The sequence below is a fragment of the Streptomyces spororaveus genome (assembly GCF_016755875.1).
GTDB lineage: Bacteria > Actinomycetota > Actinomycetes > Streptomycetales > Streptomycetaceae > Streptomyces > Streptomyces spororaveus.
On the sequence record NZ_BNED01000002.1, the window covers coordinates 42568 to 63110 of the forward strand.

Here is a 20543-nt window from a genome sequence, read left to right on the forward strand (position 1 = left end):
GCTTCCGGTTCCTCGGGAGACCTGCAACCCGGTTGAGGGTCGCGTGCCGCAAGCCGCCACGGCCGGGCCACTCCTGGTGGCTTGGCCAGGCCAGGGCCGTCAGCGCGGAACCAGGCGGTGATGTCGTACGACCCGAAGCCGAATGTCGACTTCACCCAGCTCCGCGAACAGGAGCCGACCGCCTCCAGCCGCCTGACCTAGCAGAAGCGGCCTTGGAGACCGGTGGGCGGGGCCGATATCGGCTGCTCCACCGGTCCCCAAGGCCAGGGCCGGAGTAGGGACGCGGCGGGCCCCGCACGAAAAGCCGGAGGTCGTGGGTTCACGTGCGGAGCCGCGTTCACAGGGTGGGGCCGTCAGACGCCGGTCAGGGTGTAGGTACCCGTACCGTCCTGCCTGCCGCTGGAGTACTGGCGGATCAACTCCCCGTCCGCGTACCGGTCGTAGCCCATCATGGAGCCGGTGTACTTGTTCTGCACACCGATCTTCGAGCTGCCGGGTACGTCGCGGTAGATGTAGAACCGCTGGAGGTCGTCCTCTCCGCAGGTGGCCGTCGTCAGGTAGGCCTGCTCCTGGTTGGCGATGTTCGCCGGGATGGTCGCGCATCCGCCGTTGCCCCAGTTCCACAGGGACGCCTCGAGGACTCCGTTGTTCTCCGTCACGTTGCACAGACGCCAGTTGTCCAGGTGGGCGCTGAAGAACGAAGACACGCGCAGACGGATGCCGTCGTTGGCCAGGAGCGGTGCGCTCCAGTTCAGGGGCTTGCCGGGGACGTCGATCTTGTAGACGCCGGGCTCGCAGTTGAGCGCGGCCTGCGCGCTCCGGCCGGTGACCTTGGGCTGCCCGGCGGACATACCGCTGGTGGGAGCCGGGCGCTGCACGAGGCGGTCCTGCATCTGCTTCGCCGTTGGCGCCACCGCACCCGCCGGGTGCTCTGCCCGCGCCGCGGGCGAGCCGCAGTCGAGGAGGCCCTTTGCCTTGGCCATGATGCTGTTGGCCGGCACCGTGTCCTCGCAGCGCACCGCGCCTTCCTCAAGGGTGGTGTAGGTGGTGAAGCTGCCGCTGCCGGGCCCCTCGATCCACTTCAGCGCCCAACCGCCGCTGCCCTGTTGCACGCGGTTGCAGTTGAGGCTTCCGTACGTGCCGGTGACCTTCTTCGTGCCCTTGTAGACGCCGTAGTAGCCGGGCCGGGAGAAATTCCACGTGACCGTGTTCGACTCGCTGCTGGTGGAGGAGTAGTTGACCTGAACGTTCAGGCCCAGGCTCGCGCCAACCGTGCCGAGGGTCTCGACGGCGAAGCTGCCCTGGACATTGCCGTTGAGGCCGACGGAGACCGAGATGGTCGTCTGGGTGCTGGTGGTGACGCTCTGGTAGCCAGTGGTGCCCTGGGTGACGTACCAGCCCTTGAAGTGGGTGATCTCCGGGGTGACCTCGGTCGTCTTGACGTACGGACGGCGTGTGCCGAGGTCGGCCGCCGTGCAGACGTCGCCGGGTTTGACCTGCGTGGCGGCGGCTGACTTCGCAGGTGCGGCCGAGGCCGGTGAGACGGCAAGGCCCACGGTGGCTACAGCGGCCGAGGCCGCACAGGCCATGAGCGCTCGCCCTAAGCGGCTGACGGGCTTTGTGGGGCGCATCGTTGCCCTTCCCCCCTGGTCGTGTGGTGTTCGGTCAAGGGGTGAACGTAGCGGCCACGGGGGTGGAGGCGTGAGCCTAGAACGTGCCAAAAACGATCATAGATGGGCTTATTCCGCCCCTGGTGCGCACGGGTGTTGGACCGGTTCCATCCCTAACGCACCCGCACGTCACCGAATAGGGGACCATCCTTTGAAACGCGCCTCACGTCGGCTCGCGACGGCAGTCTCACTCGCCCTCACCGCCGTCCTCCTGCCCCTGGGCATCTCACCGGTCGCGGCCGCACCGCCTCCTGCGGGCCAGGCCGCCGAGGGCCACGGCACCTGCACGGCCACCACGCCCGGCTCCGATCTCGCACGCCAGGGCACGGCACGGACCTGCGTTAAGGAGCGGCCCGTCACCTCCGAGGATCTCGCCCGTATCCGCACCCGCACCGCCGCAATCCCCGGGGCCGCCGCTGCCCCCCTGGACGACGTCGACCCCGGAGACGACCCGGATGCCAGCCCGGAAGCGCTGTGCACCTCCAGCAAACGCCAGGATGTCGTCTCCAACCGCCACGCCTACTGCATGCGGCACGGCATCGTGTACGTGCTTGAGAACCGCGCAGGTGAGCCGATCGGCACCGCCGAACTCCTGGTCACAGCCCGGTCCGCGCTGGACCCCAAGAGCGTGCAGTGGCAGGAGAACATCGCCGTCTACGCTGGCAAGTACGACGGGGTTTCCGCTGTGAGACTCGCTCTGTCGTCGTCGTGCACCGCGTGCATACCGGGGCCGCCCGCCTGGGGAGGCGGGGCCATCGAGCTGCGCGCGGGTGAGGTGGACCAGAGCGGACACCTCTCCTACGAAACCACTACCCGGGGCGGCGGTGAGCGCTCGCGAAGCATGATCGCCTACCAGAGCCAGACGGAAAGCCCCGATGCGGAGTACCCCGTCATCAGCTACGGGCAGTGGGCGGGCCCCTCGGTGGCCTGTGACGGGCAGGTCGGCAGTACCCCCGGCTGCATCGCCACTGACAACCTGGCCAGGGTGGTCCTCAGCAAGTCCCAATACGGGGCCTCCGCGGTGGCCTACGAATGGGCGCAGAACAACCTGAGCGACAACAACGCCATGGGCACCGCAAAAAGGCCGCTCACACGTGACGGTGACAAGGCGAGGGCAAAGAGCAGGAGTTACTACACCTGCAAGGCTCCCCCGAAGCCCTTTGCAGCCGACCCCACCGTCGTAAATGATGAATGTGACGAGTTCCCCTTTGCCAGGACCCGCCAGGGCGGCACGATCGGCTCCATGTGCGCGGAAATCATCCCCCGCTACGTGGGCGGCGGCGCATGGCGGGTAGACGTCGTACGCGACGAACCGGTAGCACCCTGCATCAGGGCCCATGTCCCCTCAGACCAGAACCAGAACGCGGGGCGGTCCGTGGGCCGTCAGGTTCAGTCCGAGCGCATCCTCCAAGGCGAGGCATACCAAGTAGTCATCACTCCCTAGGCGCCGCGCTTCCCTCCCCGGGCACCCGGGGAGGGAAACCCCTGGTCGGTGTGTGATCTCGCCAAAGCCGTCGGCATGGGAGCCTCCGTCGGCTGCGCAACCTGTGGCTGGTCACCGGCGAACGCCACGGCCAGTCCCCCGCCGCCGTGCCGGAGCCTGCTGTCGCCGACCGACCGCGCCTGCCTCGTCCGCAGCTACCGCGGCAGCTTGGCGGTCCGCTCGGGGTGGGCGGTGGCGGTGATTCCCAACAGGCGCATCAGACGGTGCGGGTCGGCGCTTTCAGCCACTTCGTTGACGATGCGGTCCTGGCGCAGATCGCCCAACATCAGCCCGCGGGGGAGGACTCCGCGGAACGATTGTGACCACCAGGGGATCCGGGTCGACCGCGGTCTACTGGGGGTGGTCAGGACGCCCAGCCGATTAACCCGGTTAATCGAGACGCCGACCCGGATCAGCTGGCCATGTTCGCCGGCTACGTCGACCGGGCTCAACAGTTCGCTACCGACGTGGCAGACCTGGCATCCATGCACCGGAGGTGTCCTTGCCGACTGGCAGGAGGCGGACATCCTCCTCATGACGCTTCGGCACTACCTGGACCTGGTCACCGAGCAGCTGCCGGCACCAGAGATCGACGCGTAGATCGGAATGTTGAAGACCGTACTCAGCCCCTGGAGCAGGCCCATGCCTGCTACACCCGGATCGCCAGTGCGCTCACCCTGACGTTCCCCGGCGGCGGCCCGGTCGCCGCGTTCATTCTGCACATCCACGACGACGACAGCGTTGGCTGGCGCTGGCACGACGAGCCCTTCGACTCGGCGAGCCGGTGACGGCCTGGGTTCGCTGCTCCTGAGACCAGATCAGCTGGGACAACGGTCGCGATCTACCTCTCCGGGTCCAGACCACCTGAGATCCCGGCAGCCGAACATCTCAGGTGGTCCGGACGCCGCTGGTCACGGCTGAGCCCCGGGTCCAGATCATTTGCGACGGGACAGTCCACATCGGCCTTCCTCGATTAACCCGGTTAATCGAGGAAGGCCGAGCAGCAGGCCCGATGATGGCCTGCAGTACACAAAACGGGCCCGGCCCCCTGCCCCATCGCGCAGGAGGCCGGGCCTTCGGGCGTGTGAGGACCGCCAGTCAGCGAACAGAAAGCAGATCACCGAGACACGCGGGCCGGAGCCGTGACCCGGCCCGGTTCCCGCGCCGGGAGCCTGCCGGAAGAGGTACCGCGCCCGGGCCCAGAATTCCGCCGCTCACTAGGATTCCAGCATGATCCAGGACGGTGAATTGATGCGCGGCGGCCTGTCGACGGTGCGCCGTGACGGCGAGACTATTCTCAGGCCCTGGCGCGTGTGGACCCCCGCAGTGCGGGAACTACTGCGCCACCTGGAGCAGGTGGGATTCGCTGGCGTGCCGCGCGCCCTGGGTGACGGTCCCGTGGACGGCCACGAGGTGGTGTCGCTGCTGCGCGGCGAAGTCGGGCTGTCCCCGTGGCCACGGGCGCTTCTCGCGGACGAGGGCGTCACCGCGCTTGGGCGATGGCTGCGCGATTACCACGAGGCCGTACGCGACTTCCGGCCCTCAGCGCAGGCCGTCTGGTGCGACCCAGACGCCCGCTGGCGTCCCGGGCTGATCATGCGCCACGGCGACCTCACGAGCTGGAACTCGGTCTGGGCGGACGACCGCCTGGTGGGCGTCATTGACTGGGACCTGGCCATCCCCGGCGAGGCGTTGGACGACCTCGCACAACTTGCCTGGTACAGCGTGCCTTTGCGGCTTCCCGACCGTCAGCGCAGGGTCGGCTACGGCGCAGCTGGCGCGCCGTTGGCGCGACGGCTGCGGCTGCTCTGCGACGCCTATGGTGCGGACCCGGCCGACGTGCTGGACGCGCTGGCGGGGTTGCAGCGCGCCGAGACCGAGCGGATAGCGCGCCTGGGCCCGCTCGGCGCGGACCCCTGGGCGGCATTCCTCCGGCAGAACTTCATCCCGGACATCGAGGAGGAGCGCGCGTGGGCGCTGGCCCGTCGCGAGGAACTCCTCGGCCACGCCTGACGCGACCTGGCCGTACGCGGCACCTTGCCTTGACCGGCCATCGGCGGTCCGAGAAACCGTGGGTGACGGCCGAGAATGCGATCCCCGCCGCGGCCCCGGTCCAACCGATGGCGAGGTCGAGCAGGACCCGCATCACCGTGAGCATCAAGAGCATGACCAGGTGATAGACGGCGACGTGAGCGAGCACGCCACGACTCGGCAGATGTCGGCCCATCGGCATCGCGCTCGGGACGCCCCTTCACCGCTGCCCATCTGTCCGTCTGCCAGCAAGGATCCGCCCAGACATGGAAAGCGAACACCGTGGCGAACACGGCTGCCGGCATCACGCCGTCACCCCCAGGAGTGCACTCCGAGGCGCAATAGCGACGCTCACCAACCGAGACACACGAGCGGATCGCCGAACGGGCATCACCCGTCGACTTCCCCGCAGAAGCGAGACACCGAGGAAGGTGGACACGGCCGTCGCCGCATGAACGAACTGGTCCCCGAGGGGATGGACGGAGTCGAAGACGGCGGTGAGAGCGGCGACCAGGGCCAGGCCCTCGATGGCGCGGACGCGATCGGTCATGCTGCGTGTGCTCCTCATCTCGGTGTTCGGGCGGTGTACAGGGCGGCCGGCCTCTTGCCGATGCTGCGGACGGCCTGTGGTGCCTCGCCCCGGCCGGGGCGGCGGTTCAGAAGGGCGGCTCGTCCCGGTCCGGGACGGGCCAGAGCCGCAGGCGCAGCTCGCGGCGGTGGGCCCAGCAGCCGCACGCCTCCATCTCGGGAAGGCACCGCCGACCCACCAGCCGCCCTCGCCGTGGCAGCGTGGGCAGTTAGGCCGGGGGCGGGCGGTGATCTCGACGCGGTGCTGGTCGGCGTGCAGCGCGAGGTGGCTGGCCTTGAGTACGGCGGCGGCCGCCGCCGCGGCGAGCGGGACGGCGGCGGCGAGCAGCAGGGTGGCGCGCAGGCGGCGGGTGGTCACGTCAGCGGGATGGCGCGGCAGGCGGTGGCGTGGTTGTTGGCGTCCGGCCGGATGCGGAACAGGTAGCCCTGTTCCGGGCGGGCGGAGGAGTCACCGCAGCCGAGGCAGTTCCAGCGGTTGTTCTCGGCGTGCTCGCCGTGGCCGGTGACGTCGACGTAGCTGCCGCCGGTGGTGACGAACCGGATCAGCAGGCCCTTGGGGCGGACGGGCTCGGTGAAGGCGGAGGCGCGGACGGCGGTGTTCATGGGTGGTGGTCCTCTCGGTTCAGGCCGCAAGCAGGTGCTTGGCTGGGGGAGCGATGTAGGAGGCGGGGTCGGCGGGCGTGCCGTCGAAGCACTCCAGGCAGGTGCCCAAGGGCTTCAAGGGGAGGCAGTGGAAGTAGCGCCGGGCGCAGGAGCCGGAGCATGTCTGGCGTGCGGCCATCGCCTTGTCGAGCGCGGCTTCCTTCGCGAGCGTCATCGCGAACTTCGGCTTCGCCAGGTCGACCCGGTACAGCCACGCGAAGCGCTTCCCGTCGCGGCATTCGATCCGGGCGACGGGTTCCTGGCCGCCGGGGCGCAGTCCCATCTCCCGCAGTTGGCGGCGGGTCGCGAGGTTCACGCGGCCGGCCTGCTTCCACCGGAAGACCGGTAAGGAGCCGTCGCCGGGGTCGTACGGGTCGACGTCGACCAGGTCCTGGTCGGCCATCACCTGTTCCAGGCGCCGGGCAGCCGGTCGGGGCGCTGCGGGTAGCGGGGGCCGGGGCGCTGCGGGCGGGGCCGGCCGATCCGGCGGCGCGGGCGGGGAACGAGCACGAGCGGTCTCCTCCAGTCGTCGGGTGGACAGCGCTGCGCCCCGCTGGCGTCGTGTTGTTGTCGGCGGGGCGCAGCGGGTAGTGCGGCTGGGTTGTGCGGCGATGCCGTGGGCCGTGTGGGCGGGGTGCTCAGCCGGAGGTGGCCGGGGCGGGCGCGGTGTGGGCCGGCCGGGGTGTGCCCGGCTGCTGCTCGGGGGCGCCTGCCAGGTGGGAGCCGATCAGCAGCCCGCCGATGCCGAAGACCTTGTGGCGGTTGACCTTCCACCAGGTCGGGGCGGGGGGCTCGGTGAGCACGCCTATGACGGTCGGGGCTTTCGCCAAGGCAGGGTCTCCTTCTCGTTCGCGGACGGGGTGGTGCGTGCGGCCAGGCGGCCTGTCCGGCCCTCGGCGGCCCCGGGGTGCGGGGCGGGCGAGGACCAGGCAGGGCGTCGGGTCAGCGGGTGTGACGGGTACGCCGTTGGCGGGCGGCCCGCTGCCGCAGCCCGTCGAGTGGCCTGGGGTGGGTGTGCTGCCAGGCGGTGTCGAACACGTCGTCGTTGGTCGGGAAGGAGCGGGACTCGCCGCAGGTGCACCTCCAGGCGTACGGCTCGGGGCGGGTGTCGTCGCGGGTGGCGGTGATCTTGGCGGGGAGGCTGTTGTGGCTTCCGTGGAGGATGCCGGTCCAGAACTCGGTCTTCGGCGTCTGCGGCTTCATCGGATTCCCTTTCGGTGCGCGGTGGTGGTGCTGGACGGGGTGGGGTGCGGGTCAGCGCTGGAGCGGGTGGATCTTGTCGGGCCCGAGGTCGTCGCCGGCCGGGGTGGGGGCGGGGAGGGGGGCGTGCAGGTGGAGCGCGGGGTTGAACTGGTACTGCGGCGGGTGGTTGTGGACGATGGGCCGCAGGGTCAGGCCGCGCAGGGCGAAAATGCTGGCGAGCGCCCACATGAGGGCGGCGAGCCCGGTGGCGGCGGCGCGGCCCCCGGCCGGGGCAGCGGACCAGATCATGGCGAGGCTGCCGATCCCGAACAGCAGCCAGGCGATGCGGGCTCCGGCGTTGCCGAGGAATCCGCCGACCAGGCCGAGCAGCCCGGTCAGCTGCTAGAACGCGAACAGGGCGGCCGGGGCCACGGACAGGTGCGCGGCCTGGTCGGCGAGGAAGACCCGGACGGGGTGGTCGACCGTGCCCCACAGACCGCCACCGTCGCCGCCGCTGGTGGCTGGGACGGCGGACAGGCCCTTGAGCGCGGCAGAGACGACGTCGCCGGCGGTGTCCAGCATCAGCACGATGAGGCTGAGCCCGCCGAACAGCGCCACCGCCTTGATCCAGCTGGCGACCTCGTGCCAGCTGGAGTGCCGTGCCTGGAAGACCTCCTCCCACCGCTGGTAGAGGAAGCCGCCCTCCTCCCACGACTCCTTCCACGCGGCGCGCAGCCACGCGAGCCGCCCGGTGCCGGGCTTGGCGTCCAGTTCGGGGGCCGGCGGCACGGGCGGCAACCGGTTGAGCAGGTCGAGGAAGGACGAGTTGTCCTGGCCGTTGACCGGGTTGTCGCTGTGGGTCATGGCGTGGCTGCTCCTTCTGCCGGAGGGCGGTGGTGGCGGGTCAGCGGATCTCGTTGCGGGTGCGGGCGAAGAACGCCCCGCGCGTGGTGCTGTTGTTGTGGATCTCGGTGTGGTGGGTGACCGGACCCTCGAACACGTTCTTGGTCACGACCGCGCGGGCCTTGCTGATCGCGCCGCCGATGGCGGTGGCGACCATCGCGACGGCCGCAAAGGGCAGGGTCGCCATCAGGACGCCGGTGAGCGTGACGGAGGACAGGCCCTGGAGCACGAGCCAGGCACCGCAGCCGATGCCGGTGACCCCGGCGCCGACGCCGATGCTCGCCACCGCGATCCCGGCCGCCCAGGCCGGGACGATCCGGTGGTCGGGCTGCTGCACGGGCGGGGTGGTACCGAAGGCCGGCGGCGCGGTGTCGTCGCGGAACGAGGTGGGGTGGTGGTGTACGGGCTTGGCCGCCCAGTCGTCGATCAGGCGGCGGGCTTCGGCCGCGGCCTCGGACTCGGGCATGCCGTGCTGGGTGTGCAGGGGGTCCATTCGGGTTCTCCGATCACGCGGGAAGGGGGCGCCCTCCTGGCCGTGGCGGGCCGGGAGCACGTGGGGGAGGGGTGCGCGACGTCGGAGGGCGCCGCCGGGGTGCGTGTCCGGCGGCGCCCTTCGGCGTGGTGTAGCGGGGGAGTGGGGGCTGGCGGGTGGGTAGGCACCGCCTACGCGCCCCGGGCATCCTCGGATCATCAGGCGCGGGGGGAGGGGTGTGAGGTGGAGTTCGTCTTCGAGTGCGGGTGGTGCGGGGGTGACAACTACTTCGTCGGGAGGCAGGTCGGCTGGTGGGTCGACAAGTGGGAGATCCCGTCGGAGTGGGACTGCCGTTTCTGCGAGGGCCTCAACTACACGCCCGACCCGCCGTGGACCGAGGCGTAGTCAGAGGCTGGAGACCAGTCCGGCGAGCGCGGCGAGGCCGGTGTTGATGGCCGGGGCCAGGCCGGTCGCAGCGAGGGTGAAACCGAACAGCGTGCAGACCAGCGCGGAGCCGACGCGGACGTAGCCGCCCTTGACCAGGACGACGACGATGATGGCCAGCAGCACGGTGGCGGAGACGGAGAGAGCCACGGCAGGTGGTGCTCCTTTACGAGGGGCAGGTGGTGCCGGCCGCGCTCGGGCGGTCCGGCCCCGGGGATGGGTGGGTGGTTCAGGCGTCGGTGAGGCTCTTGATGGCCTCCAGCGCCTGGCGGGGAGAGTCGACCTTCTCGGAGCGGCTGCTGTCACCCTTGGAGCCGCGGCTGCCTCCCTTACCGCCGTCTCCGCCGCCGCGCCGACGGGGCTTGCCGTCGCCGTCCTCGTCCTCGTCGCTCTTGGGCTCGGGCCAGAACTCGCCGGGACGTACGGGCTCGTTCCAGTCGAACCACAGGCCGCGCTTGGTCAGCTCACTGATCTCGTGGTCGGTGAGCCGGTTGACCTCGTCGGGGAACAGCTCGGACAGGTCTGTGTCGAAGTCCGCGAAGAGGCTGCGCATGAGGACGGCGCGGCCGTTGTCCAGGACGATGACCGCGACGCCGCCGGTGGAGACGCCGTTCTCCGGGTCGGCCTCGCCGCGCATGGCCCGCTCGATCGCGGAGCCCTCGGTGCGGGAGTAGCGGGCGGGGATGGTCGGAACGTCGTACGGGTTCTCCATGGTGCCCTCCGCTGCCTTGCGGGTGGCGCCGGGCGAGCCCATGTTGAAGATCGTGGGCCTGGAGTTCTGCCGCAGGTTGTCCTTCATCTCGGTGGAGAACCCGTTGTGCGCGAACGGGCTCTGTCCCGCCGGGTTGAAGCCGATGCCGTACTTCAGCCCGGTGACGGTGAGGTCGTCGCCGTCGGTCTGGATGAACTCACCGAACTCCGCGTCCTGGCCCGCGGTCATGAACTCGTCCGCGAACACGTTCAGCTGCCGGTAGGGGCAGCGCGGGTCGCCCGGCTTGTAGTCGTGCGGCTGCCCGTCGTGCGGCCAGGGCATCTCCGCCCTGATCTCGCACAGCGCCTGCGCCGCACGCAGCGAGCGGGCCATCCACAGCGCGTTCGAGCCCTGCCGGTCGATGTACCTCCCGAGCACAGTCGTCTTCTCGTCCTTGCGGACCGTGGACAGCCACACCACCTGACCGGCCAGCGACATGGCGGCCATGTCGATGGCGAAAAACTGCGTCTTCCCGGACCGGGACACGCCCAGGATCAGGCCGTGCCGGGCGGCGTTCTTGTCGTGCTGGAAGACCATGTTCTTCACCGGCTGCCCGGTGATGGTGTACCCGCACACGTACATGCCCTTGGCGTCCGGGGTGAGCAGCTCGCGGGTCGCGGGGAAGATCTGCGACAGCGGCGGTTCGTCGAACGCGCTGATCAGGAACTCGTTACCGTCAATGAGGACGAACACGCAGGAGTCATCCTCGGGCATGCCCAGGCCGCGGCAGACCTTGGCCAGGTCGATGCGCGGCGTCTCGGTGGAGTCCGCCATCTTCGCCCGGTAGAAGGTCACCCCGCGTTCGTCGTCGCGGGTCTTGTGGACCAGCTCCGAGCCGGGGGCGCCGCCCTTGGGTCCTGCGACCCGGTCCGTCCAACGCTCGGCGTCGGTCGGCTTGGTGCGGCGGCGCTGGTTGGCGTCGGGGGTGATGCGGGCCTCCAGCCAGCCGGGGCCGCCCTGGCGGCCGGGCTGGACGGCTACTTCCGCCAGGACAACGTCGCTGGACGGCACACCGAACGGCGCGGCGACCGCAGCCTCCGACAGGCCGGTGATCGGCCGTCCGGTCTCCGAGGCGCGCAGCAGGATCGTCATGTCGTGCCGCTGCCCGGGGTGCCGGGTGGCCTTGACGACGTGCGTGCGGCCGGGCATTCCGGCGTTCTCCCACATCATCCGCACCTCGCGGGTGAGCAGGTCGGCTCCGTCGTCCGGCACCGCCACCGGCTCCTCGATGACTTCGGCGGGGGCCGGCTGCGGGGCAGGGGCGGCGAGGGCGGGGCGGTGACGGCGGCGGGTGTGCCGGGAGAACGGCATCACCAGGTAGCCCGCCGCCGCCCATCCGGCGGCAAGCAGCCCGTCCATCCCGTACGGGCCCCAGCCAGTGGTGGTCTTGGCCGCAATGTCGATGGCGGCGGCCAGCACGAGCGGGGACCAGCGCAGGATCTTGCGTCCGGCCCCGGGCTCGTCGCTCTTCGCAGCGAGCACCCAGCCGCCAATCCCGGCGGCGCCGGCGAGCTGCACGACCTGGTTGACGGGGCTGTCGGGGTAGAGGTTCGGGGCCACGGCCAGCACGGGCGCGGCGAGGGTGTAGGCGAGGCGTTCGAGCGCAACGCTGCGCGGCGTGGTCACCGGCTTCTCCTTCGGCGAATGAGTACGGGCGGCCCCGCTGGTGTGCGGGGCCGCCCGTGATGGGGGTGAGTGGGGGAGGGGAGTCAGCGGTTGAAGAACCCGGGCCTGGGCGTCTTCTCGCGCCGGTTGGAGCGGATGTCGTCCAGCGCGCCGTAGAGCTTGGAATGGGTACGCCGGGTCTCGTGGGTGAGGTCGGCGGTCTCCTGGGCGGTGTCCGACAGCTTGCGGACCTCCCGGGCCGCGCCGACCAAGGCGACGGCCACGTTCGCGGTGAGGGCGACGAACTTCGGGTCCAGGCCGGCGTTCTCGATGTCGGTGGCAACGTCGTCGGTGTGGTCGGCGTTGGCCTCCATGCTGCGCTGCAGCCCCTCCAGCTCCAGGGTGGCGTCGTCCATGGCCTTGCCGAGCCTGTCCAGCTTGGCCTGCACGGCCTTGTACCGGTTGTCGCCGTCGGCCACGGCGGGCGCCGCGCCGCTGCTGCGGGGTGCGAGGTCGCTGCTCATCAGCGGATCTCCTCCGGGATCTCTAGTCGTGGTGGACAGCGGCCGAGGCGTGCTGGAGGCCGGCGTCTTCCTTGGCGGCCATGTCCTCGCCGTAGACGCGGGCGACCATCGCGGCCGCGAGCTTGGCGGCCTCCTTGGCGATGCCGCACTGCTCGGCGCAGCGTTCGGCCTGTGCCTTCATGCGGGCCGCGGAGTCGGCCAGGTCCGCGATCAGGTCGGTCACGGCCGTGTCGATGTTGTGGTCGCCGACCAGGTCGCCGGCCATCTCCCGCAGGGCTTCCGCGACCTTGCCGAGGGCCTCCATCAGGGCCTCGGCACGCTCCTGGTCAGAGGCGGCCTTGATGGCGATGTTCGCCATCTCCACCAGGTACTCGTCGAACGTGATGTCTGTACGGTGCTGAGCGGCGAGGCCACCCCCACGGGACGGCCTGCTGACTTCCGAGCTGCCCATGCTGCTCCCTTCCGTGCTGGTCGGCCTGGTGGTGCCGGGTCGTGCGGTGTGCTTCTCCGGTGCGGGCGCCAGACCCCGCACGCCGGTCGTGACGGCCGCGGGGGTGTCGGGGACGATGTCCGCGTCGGCGATGTCGTCCTCGCTCTTCGCGGGGCGCTTGGGTGGGCTGGTGTCGTGCTCGGGCCACTCCACCGTCGGGGTGGAGTCCTCCGCACCGAACGGACTGTCCGCCGGACGGCCACGCCGACCGCCACGACCCGTACGACCGCGCCCCGTCCGGCCCGTCCGGCCCGTCCGGCCCGTCCGGCCGGTGCGACCGGTGCGACCGGTGCGTCGGGTACGTCCGCGCCGTCCGGCCCGGCCCGTACCGGCGGTGCGCCGGCGCCGGAACCAACGCCGCTTCTTCGCACCGTCAGACGCCCCGTCACCGGCCCCGGAGCCGGTGCCCGGCGTATCACCCGCCGTGCCGTCCTTCGAGGCGCTGGAGGCCCCGTCCGAGGCGTCCTTGCCGTCGGTGCCCTTGGCCTCGTCCTTGTCCTTGGTCAGGTTCACCTTCTCGGTGCTGGCCGCCTTGGCGTCCTTCGCGTCCGCGGCGGTCTTCGCGGCGGCGCGGCGCTTGTCCCAGCGGCGCTGGGCTTCCTCGCCGAGGGCCTGGCCCAGCGTGGTGCGGCCCGGGTCGGCCGCTGCGGCTTCCCGCTTCGCTTTCCGTGCCTCGGCCCGCTGCGCCTTCTTGGCCCGGCGGTCCTCCCACGCCTGCTGCTTCTGGGCGCGGGCCTGGTCGCGGTCCTTGCTCCGGTCCGCGACACCGGCAGCGTGCCCGGCGGTGCGCCGCTCCTGCCGCCCGGCCTGCCGGGCGCCGGCGCGCTCCTGGCGTCCGCGGGCCCGCTCGGCGCGGACGCTGGACGCCGGACCTCGCTCACCCTTCGAGTCACCACCCCGGCCGGAGCTGCCAGAGCCCGTCTGAGAGCCTTTCGACCCACCGGACGACCCGTTGCGCCCGGAGCCAGCTGCGCGGCCGCCAGAGCCCGACTGGGAGCCCTTCGGGCCGCCCTTGCCGCCTCCGCTGCCCCCGGTCGATCCGGTCCCCGAACGGCCGCCGAGGCCGCCGGAGTTGGAGCCTCGCGAGGAACCGGACCGGCTCGGCCCGGCGCCGGAGCTGTTGCGGGACGCCCCCGCGCCGCCACCGCCGCGCGAGGACCCGCCACCGCCGCCGGCCTTCGAGCGGCCCTTGTCCGCCCCCATACCGGAGCCGGACGCCTTCGCGCGGTCGGCATCGGCCTTTCCGCGCGCCGCCGCCTTGTCGCCCTTCGCTTTCACCATCGCGGCGCGGAGCCTTCCGTTCTGCTCCATCATCGCGACTTCCTGCGCGGTGCGACCCTCCAGCAGCGCCGCCTTCCGCGCTATTTCAGCCTCACGGAATGGCGTCTCGCTTTCATGATTGGCCCGCGCCATTTCCAGCCGGAATTCCAACCAGTCACCGAGACGGTCAGCAAGAGAACGAAGCTGAATATATTCACCTACTCCGTATTCGCCGCCGGCTTCTCCGGCTTCCGGCACCGCTACTCCTTGGGAGCGCAGCGCCGTAGACGTGTCGGGGGCGGCGGGAATCGGCGGCAGTTCCATCGTCGTCTCTTCCGGCGACTCCGGCGGAGCCGCCGGGATGTCTTCCGGCGGTGGAATGGTGTCGCCGTAATCCGGGATCGGCGGGGGCACGTATGTTGAGTCATCGCGCCAGGGGCCGCGGACCAGGATCCCGTTCGGGTCGTCCACGTCGGACACGATGCACCTCCCTCCTGGGACTTGACAGAGCGTGGGGTCTTGTGTGCACGCGTGTGCACGTGCACGTGTGCACGCTTTACGCGCGCGAGGCCCCGCCGGAGCCCGGCGGGGCCTTCTCTGGTGACGTTCAGTTACGCGGGGGGTGCTTCGCCACGACCTGGTCCGCGTACTGCAGCAGGTCGTTCCAGATCCGTCCGTCGCCCTCCACCCGCCGGTCCAGCGCCGTGATGAACAGGCGGCAGAGCAACGCGAATCCGGAGTAGACGTCTTCGCGACCGGCTTTGACGTCCTTGGCAATTCGGGATCGTGCCAGGCGGAGCCAGAATTCCATCAGCCCTGCCTCGCCGCGAGATTCGCGGGCTTTCGTCGCCTCTTCCTTCAGCCAATTCTGGCGCCGCAGCGCCGAACGTTCGGCGCTGCTGAGGGGGCGGTTCACGCCGACTCCCTGTCACCCAGGTCATAAATCGACGTGGGGCCACTGTACCCGGAATTCCGGCTCTGCCCATCCTGCTGCGACGGATTGGGCGCGGCCTGGAGCGGTTGCAGGTTCTTCTTACGCCACTTTTCCAGCTCCTTTTCCCTCCTGCCCTTGACCGTATTGACAACGGCCTCGTCGTGGGCGCGGCGCTTGTAGGCGCTCTTCTCCAGGCCGTCGGTGAGGCTGTTCAGGTTCTTGAGCACGTTCCCGAGGGCCTTTTCCACGGGCATCGCGCGCAGCCTGGCGTGGTACCAGCGGTCGCCCTCCACGTGCGTGTCGCGCAGGTGCACGCGGGTCTCGTGCGCGAGGGTCTCCAGGTTCCTGCCGATGTCCAGCAGGACCCGCTGAACGTCGGCCAGGTACTGGGCGGTTGCCTCCGGGTTCTGCGCCACGTCGCGCAGAGGGGAGCGGTTCGGGTCGTTGCTGTTCATGCGAGAAAGACCTCCAGGTCTCGGGGGTTGGGGATGGGGAAGTCCGGGTCCCCGAGGCTGTTGCGCGGGGTGGTGGTGCTCGCTCGGTACGAGCGGGCCCGCGCTCCGCACGAGGCGGGCGCGGGGGAGCGGCCTGCCGGCCGTGGCCGCCCCCGTTCCGCACTCGGTGGGCGAGCGCGGAACGGAGGCGACCATGAGCGGCAGGAGTGTTGCCAGACGGGCGAGCGCCTGGGCGCTCACCGGGCGCTCACTGAGCGCCCGGTGAGACCTCTTCGACCTGAGCGCGCAGCCGCTGGGCGGTCGGGCGGGAGACCGGGGTCTCGCAGAGGCCCGCATTGGTGAGCGCGTCGCGGATCTCGGTCCACTCGGGGCGGCGCCCGAGCTCGGTGTAGAGGAGACGGATGCGTGCGTGGCGGCGCTCGGTGAGCGCCTCACTCGCGCTGCGGGTGAGCGAGCCGTCCGCTCGGTGAGCGTCGTCGTCCGCCGTGACGCGCTCACCCTCGTGAGCGCCTGAGGTAAGCGCCGGGCGCTCGCGCTCGCCATTCCCCCCGCCGGGCGTGAGCGCGCTCATGTGGGGGTGAGCGCGCTCGGCTTCGTCCACGCGCTCGACCGTGTGGGCGTCCTCGAGGGTGAGCGTGTCGGCGAGCGCGGCAGGCGCCGTGTCGAGCTTGAGCGCCATCCGCATGTCCAGCGGGGCCTTGCTCCGCCACCGCCGGCCGTACTTCTCCTTGAGTTGCGCTCGCAGGTACGTCTGCTCCTGGAGGCGGGTGAGCGCCTCCTCGTAGGAGGTGATCTCCCACAGGATCATCCGGCGGCGAAGCCGCGCGGTGGGGATCGGGGCGAGGATCCAGCGGCTACGGCGTACCGCCTCCATCCGCTTCTTGCCGGTGACCGCGCCGATCCGCGTCGCGTACACGTGGGAGGCGATCTCCGAGAACACGACCCACAACAGGGTGAGGGCCGCGTGCCCGAGGCGGCCCGACACGGAGTCCGCAGCGTTCCAGTTCAGGTACACAGTGACCGCCGTCAGCGCCCGGGGCACCCAGCGAATCCAGCGCAGCTCCATCCCCATCCGAATCAACACCAGGTTGGCGCCGGTGAAACTCGGGATCGCGACGTCGATTCCGACCGGCAGCAGCCACGGCCAAGACCAGCCCCACCCAGCTGCCTTGGTCTCCAGCGCTGTGTAGGAGGAGAGCAGACCGAGGGTGGAGACGACCGCGGCCGCGATGACGATCGCGATCACGCCGACCAGCTCCTGCCCCGACAGCGGCGGCACCGAGCCGGCAGGCCGGGCGTCGGCCCGCGCCTTGCGCCGGACGGCGCGGGACTCGGTCCGGATCTCCCGGCGCCGCGCCCCCTGCACGGTGCGCTGCGTTGCCGCCTCGAGGATCCGGTCCGCCTCGGCGCGGGCCTGGCCGGCGGCGGCCTGGTCGGCGATGGCCTTGGCCACTGCCTCCCGGGCTGCCTTCACATCGGCGTCGGCCTGCTCGCGCAGCCGAGCGACGTCCTGGTCGACGGACACCCGCAGCTCCTCAGCGCACATACGCGCGTCGGCCAGGGCTCGTTCGGCGTCGGCACGAAGGCCGGCGGCCGCCATCTCGGCCCCGACCCGCACCCGCACGGCCTGATCGTCCGCGCTCCCGCGCATCCGCCCGGCCTCACCCCGCGCACGCTCCAGAAGCTGCTCGGCGTCGGTGGTGGCGCGAGTGCGGATCTGCGCCGCCGTGCGCTCCGCACCGGCGAGCAGCACAGTGCGCGCAGTCTCCGCGTCGGCGAGAGCCTTCGCGGCGGCCTGCCCAGCCTCGATCTTCACCCGCTCGGCGGCCGCGGCCGCCGAGCGGGTGACCTCGTCCGCCTGGCCGCGGGCAGCTGCGAGGACCTTCTCGGCCTCGCCGGTCGCCGCCGCCGTGACGGCGTCGGCCTCGCGGCGCGCCTGGGCAAGCAGCTGCTCCGCCGCCGATTCGGCCTCGGCACGGATCTGGTCCGCGTCGACGGCCGCGCTGCTGGTGGCGTCCGCGCGAACCTGGTCGGCGTCCGACGCAGCCACGGACAAGAGGCGGAACTGCTCAGCTGCGGCGGCCTCGCTGATCGACGCTGCCTCGGCATGTGCACCGTCCAGGAGTTCGGCGGCGCGCAGCTCACCCTCGGCGAGGAGGCGGGCAACATCGTCAGCGGCCTGGCTTCGGAGGTCGGCGGCACGGTCGGCGGCGTCGGCCAGGACCGGATCGGCCTCCGGGAAGACCTCCAGGACGGCTGGCTCGGTGTCCGTGGCGGCGTCGGCCAGGAGGCGGGACTGCTCGGCGGCGGCCTCCTCGGTGAGGGTGGCCGCCTCCGAGCGGGCGCCGTCCAGCACTTCGGCGGCGCGTGCCTCGCCCTCGGCGACGATCCGGGCGGCGTCGACGGTGGCCTGGTCTCGGACATCGGCGGCCCGGTCGGCGGCGTCGGCCAGAACCGGGTCGGCCTCCTCGAACACGAGCGGCATGGTGTTCTCGGCAGCGGCCTGGGCGGCGATCGAAACCTCGACGGTGGGCGCCTTGGCGCGCCCGGCGCCGCGGGGCTTGGCGGCCGGGGCGGGCTTGCGCCTGCGCCGGGCGGTGGTGTTGGCCACGGGGGTGTCCTCTCTTACTCCGGCGCCTCGTGCCAGAGGCCACCGGTCGGTAGGGTCGTGACCAGGCCCTCCGGGGCCCCGGCAGCTTCAATGCCGGGGGCTCGGAGGGCCGTCTGCACGGTGCAGGCGGTCAGGGGCGGGCGGGCAGCGCGCTGCTGTCCTTCCCAAGGTGCTGGCGCAGCCAGGCGACGGCGGCCGGGGTCATCGCCCCGGCGTCCGGCTCGCTCAGCGGCGCGGAGTCGATGTCGTGCATCGCGTCGGCGGCCGGGAGCAGCCGCATGTAGTCGGGGTCGATCCCGGCGCGGTGGCGGTTGGCGCTCAGCTCGACCAGGTCGTAGAGGACCTTGCGGGTGTCGGCGTGCGTCCAGGACCGTTCCACCCGGCCGACGAACGTGTGGCCCGGCAGACCGAGCCAGAACCGCTCGACGTCGCGGAACAGGACCAGGTCGCCCTTGATGTAGGTGACCTTTGGCCGTACGGCCTGCGTCTGGGGCTGGGTCACGTGCTCTCCTCACTCGCGTACACCGGCCCCGAAAGGCCGGCGGGTCCGGACTGCCCGGCTCCCCGTCACCGCCCGACCCGACCGCCGGAGTTCGGCGGTCGGTGCGGGCGGATCAGGCAGCCGTCAGGCCGACCGCGAGCTGGTGTTGGCCAGAGACGCCGTCGCGTAGAACGCGGCCGCGCTGGTCTTCCCGCTGCGCGTCGTGCCGCCCATGAGCGGGTGGGAGTCCGCGAGGAGGGGGAGCGCGGTATCCACTGCGCCGGTGGGCCGGTGCGGGGCAACGATCCGGCCGTCGGGGAGCAGCTCGCCGGTGTCGTCGAAGACGATCAGGGCGTTGCAGAGGAGACTCCAGCCCTGTTCCGGGCGGCCGACCACGACGCGCGCGTCCTCGCGGTCCGGGCTGTCGGCCGTCGGGCACGTCGGCCGGTGCATACACAGGGACTCCGGCAGCCGGCTGCCGGTCGGGGTCGTCGCGGCGTCGAGCTTGGTGCTGCGCTGCATGGGGCTCTCCAGGCGAGTGACGGGCCCGAGACTCTCCCGGACCGAAGGCATGAAAGGGCGGCGTCCCGGGGGGCAGCCGGTACGCGGCGGTCCAGGGCTGCGGTCGAGAATCTGGCCTCCGAGCCCGCCGGACGGGACACCGGATGTTCAGCTCTTGCCGCGTCGGGCGAGGGGCGGATGGATGTCGGTGACGCGATGACCGGCGTCCCAGGCGGCCGCCGCGGTGAGCACGGCGACCGCCAGGTGCGCCTGGGTGAGGGGGTGGGTCAGGCCGCGCGCGGCGATGGCCCGTACCGCGTGGTGCTGGGCGGTACGGGCGGCCGGTATGTGCAAGCCCTACTCCTGTTCGGGCTGCGGCTGCGGCGGCGTTCCGCAGGTGCAGGGCTCGTGCTTGATCGACTGGTACGGCTTGCCGTCCGCGCCGGTGGAGTTCACGGTGACCAGGGTCGGCGAGTGGCCGCAGCCGCTCACCGGACCGTGCCCGCCGTACTCGGCGGCGGGGCCGGGGCGGCGGCGTTCTGGCCGCAGCGGCAGGTCCACCAACCGCACAGGACGCAGGCGTCGTCCGCCGCGCGGAACGGCACGTTGAAGGACAGCAGCGGGGGCCGGACGTAGCCGGGGGCCATCTCCGCGAGGGTCCGCCGGGCACGGCCGCCTTCGGGAATCCGGGCGTCGTCCCGCTCGGCCATCGTGAGCACCAGGGTGCCGAGCTGGTGGAGGGAGTCGGTCTCGTCCCGCTCGTAGCCGCGGGAATCGTCTTCGCGGCGGATGTCGTCGATCTTCCCGGCGCGCGGGGTCAGGGTGGCGGTCATGCCGCGACCTCCCAACCGGTACGGGCGCGACGGGCGGTGCGCACCACTGCCAGCTTGGCGGCGAGCTCGGCGATCCGCTCGTTCTGCTGCCGCAGGAGTGCGGCCTGGTGCGGCATGCCGCCGCTCCTGGTCGGCATCCTGCGGGCCTCGCGGTTCAGCTTCACGGCGAGGTCCCTGAGCTCGTTCCACTCCTGGTCGCTGGCCTCGTCGGCGGTGATCGCGGCGGTCAGGCGCTGGGCCTGAAGCTCGCGGAGGGCGACCAGCTCGTAGCCGGAACGGCCGCCTCGAACCAGGTCGTCGATGCGCGGGTTGCCGTCGCCGTCGCGCAGGGCCAGCTCCTCGCAGGCCGCCCGGACGGGGCAGCCGCGGCAGAAGCCGATCGCCTCGGCGCGCTGCGCCTGCCAGGTGGCCGGCGGCTCGCCGTCGGCCCGGGAGAAGAGGTCGGGGTCTGCCTGAACGCACTTGGCGCCGACGTCGATCGCGGCCTGGAGTACCGGGCGCCGCATCCGGCGGGCCTGAGTGGATGTCATCCTGTGCATGCGTCTTCCCTTTCTGGAGGGGGACTGCAAAGACGAACCCCCGGGGGCCTAAGCCCGGGGGTTCGTCGTGTTCTGACTGCTGTACGAGCAGCCACGGCCCCGGCCGCCCTCTCTTGGTGCTGGGCGGCCGGGGCCGTGGTCGAT

General features: G+C 71.4%; 23 protein-coding genes and 1 pseudogene. 3 read left to right on the forward strand and 21 right to left on the reverse strand.

Translation table 11 applies throughout. The features are described 5' to 3' along the window. Positions 1–353: 353 nt before the first annotated feature. Positions 354–1589 (reverse strand): hypothetical protein, encoded by a 1236-nt coding sequence (locus Sspor_RS00465; protein WP_237403561.1) that lies wholly within the window; start codon positions 1587–1589, stop codon positions 354–356. A gap of 232 nt (positions 1590–1821) precedes the next feature. Between Sspor_RS00465 and Sspor_RS00470 the strand changes: the two genes are divergently transcribed. Beyond that, on the forward strand, positions 1822–3114 hold the full coding sequence (locus tag Sspor_RS00470; RefSeq protein WP_202197170.1) for a NucA/NucB deoxyribonuclease domain-containing protein: 1293 nt from the start codon (positions 1822–1824) through the stop codon (positions 3112–3114). A gap of 194 nt (positions 3115–3308) precedes the next feature. Here Sspor_RS00470 and Sspor_RS00475 read toward each other — a convergent pair whose 3' ends face one another. After that, positions 3309–3644, reverse strand: coding sequence for a hypothetical protein (locus Sspor_RS00475; protein ID WP_202197288.1), 336 nt, complete (start codon positions 3642–3644; stop codon positions 3309–3311). 739 nt (positions 3645–4383) lie between these two features. Between Sspor_RS00475 and Sspor_RS00480 the strand changes: the two genes are divergently transcribed. Then, positions 4384–5166, forward strand: a complete 783-nt coding sequence (locus Sspor_RS00480; protein ID WP_202197171.1) for a phosphotransferase — start codon at positions 4384–4386, stop codon at positions 5164–5166. Between the two features lie 960 nt (positions 5167–6126). Here the strand turns inward: Sspor_RS00480 and Sspor_RS00485 are convergent. The 7 genes from Sspor_RS00485 to Sspor_RS00510 form a co-directional block, all read right to left on the reverse strand. Further along, positions 6127–6375 carry a hypothetical protein gene (locus Sspor_RS00485; protein ID WP_202197172.1) on the reverse strand — a complete coding sequence of 83 codons (249 nt, stop codon included), beginning with the start codon at positions 6373–6375 and terminating at the stop codon, positions 6127–6129. Between the two features lie 19 nt (positions 6376–6394). Next, positions 6395–6817 (reverse strand): RRQRL motif-containing zinc-binding protein, encoded by a 423-nt coding sequence (locus Sspor_RS00490; RefSeq protein WP_202197173.1) that lies wholly within the window; start codon positions 6815–6817, stop codon positions 6395–6397. A gap of 235 nt (positions 6818–7052) precedes the next feature. Then, positions 7053–7244: a hypothetical protein gene (locus tag Sspor_RS00495; protein WP_202197174.1), complete on the reverse strand. Its 192-nt coding sequence runs from the start codon at positions 7242–7244 to the stop codon at positions 7053–7055. 112 nt (positions 7245–7356) lie between these two features. Next, positions 7357–7617, reverse strand: a complete 261-nt coding sequence (locus Sspor_RS00500; protein ID WP_202197175.1) for a hypothetical protein — start codon at positions 7615–7617, stop codon at positions 7357–7359. A 51-nt stretch (positions 7618–7668) separates the two neighbouring features. Then, positions 7669–7905, reverse strand: a complete 237-nt coding sequence (locus tag Sspor_RS40120) for a hypothetical protein (protein WP_237403562.1) — start codon at positions 7903–7905, stop codon at positions 7669–7671. A gap of 93 nt (positions 7906–7998) precedes the next feature. Continuing rightward, positions 7999–8460 carry a hypothetical protein gene (locus Sspor_RS40125; protein WP_237403563.1) on the reverse strand — a complete coding sequence of 154 codons (462 nt, stop codon included), beginning with the start codon at positions 8458–8460 and terminating at the stop codon, positions 7999–8001. Positions 8461–8500: 40 nt separating this feature from the next. Further along, positions 8501–8992: a hypothetical protein gene (locus tag Sspor_RS00510; RefSeq protein ID WP_202197176.1), complete on the reverse strand. Its 492-nt coding sequence runs from the start codon at positions 8990–8992 to the stop codon at positions 8501–8503. Positions 8993–9214: 222 nt separating this feature from the next. On the opposite strand from Sspor_RS00510, the gene Sspor_RS00515 reads away from it, so the two are divergent. Further along, positions 9215–9376: a hypothetical protein gene (locus Sspor_RS00515; RefSeq protein ID WP_202197177.1), complete on the forward strand. Its 162-nt coding sequence runs from the start codon at positions 9215–9217 to the stop codon at positions 9374–9376. On the opposite strand, the gene Sspor_RS00520 is transcribed toward Sspor_RS00515, so the two are convergent. From Sspor_RS00520 to Sspor_RS00575, 12 genes and pseudogenes are all read right to left on the reverse strand, one after another. Next, positions 9377–9565, reverse strand: a complete 189-nt coding sequence (locus tag Sspor_RS00520) for a hypothetical protein (protein WP_202197178.1) — start codon at positions 9563–9565, stop codon at positions 9377–9379. Between the two features lie 79 nt (positions 9566–9644). After that, positions 9645–11792 (reverse strand): chromosome segregation protein ParM, encoded by a 2148-nt coding sequence (locus Sspor_RS00525; protein ID WP_202197179.1) that lies wholly within the window; start codon positions 11790–11792, stop codon positions 9645–9647. A gap of 83 nt (positions 11793–11875) precedes the next feature. Then, the gene (locus Sspor_RS00530; RefSeq protein ID WP_202197180.1) at positions 11876–12295 is read right to left on the reverse strand and encodes a conjugal transfer protein TraB; all 420 of its coding nucleotides are present in this window, start codon (positions 12293–12295) and stop codon (positions 11876–11878) included. 22 nt (positions 12296–12317) lie between these two features. Further along, positions 12318–14099: an ATP/GTP-binding protein gene (locus Sspor_RS00535; protein ID WP_202197181.1), complete on the reverse strand. Its 1782-nt coding sequence runs from the start codon at positions 14097–14099 to the stop codon at positions 12318–12320. 553 nt (positions 14100–14652) lie between these two features. Next, entirely contained in the window at positions 14653–14961 is a 309-nt protein-coding gene (locus tag Sspor_RS00540) for a hypothetical protein (RefSeq protein WP_202197182.1), read from the reverse strand. Continuing rightward, positions 14958–15434, reverse strand: a complete 477-nt coding sequence (locus tag Sspor_RS00545; protein WP_202197183.1) for a hypothetical protein — start codon at positions 15432–15434, stop codon at positions 14958–14960. Before Sspor_RS00545 ends, Sspor_RS00540 begins: the two co-directional genes overlap by 4 nt. A gap of 247 nt (positions 15435–15681) precedes the next feature. Then, the gene (locus Sspor_RS00550; RefSeq protein ID WP_237403564.1) at positions 15682–18045 is read right to left on the reverse strand and encodes a DUF2637 domain-containing protein; all 2364 of its coding nucleotides are present in this window, start codon (positions 18043–18045) and stop codon (positions 15682–15684) included. A gap of 130 nt (positions 18046–18175) precedes the next feature. Beyond that, positions 18176–18547, reverse strand: coding sequence for a hypothetical protein (locus tag Sspor_RS00555; protein ID WP_202197184.1), 372 nt, complete (start codon positions 18545–18547; stop codon positions 18176–18178). A 243-nt stretch (positions 18548–18790) separates the two neighbouring features. After that, positions 18791–18985 (reverse strand): annotated as a pseudogene (locus Sspor_RS41250) (DUF5999 family protein); the annotation flags it as partial. A gap of 210 nt (positions 18986–19195) precedes the next feature. After that, positions 19196–19381 (reverse strand): hypothetical protein, encoded by a 186-nt coding sequence (locus tag Sspor_RS00565; RefSeq protein WP_202197186.1) that lies wholly within the window; start codon positions 19379–19381, stop codon positions 19196–19198. 134 nt (positions 19382–19515) lie between these two features. After that, complete coding sequence (locus Sspor_RS00570; protein WP_202197187.1) at positions 19516–19860, reverse strand: hypothetical protein; 345 nt, start codon at positions 19858–19860, stop codon at positions 19516–19518. Continuing rightward, entirely contained in the window at positions 19857–20390 is a 534-nt protein-coding gene (locus Sspor_RS00575; RefSeq protein WP_237403565.1) for a WhiB family transcriptional regulator, read from the reverse strand. Before Sspor_RS00575 ends, Sspor_RS00570 begins: the two co-directional genes overlap by 4 nt. Positions 20391–20543: the final 153 nt, after the last annotated feature.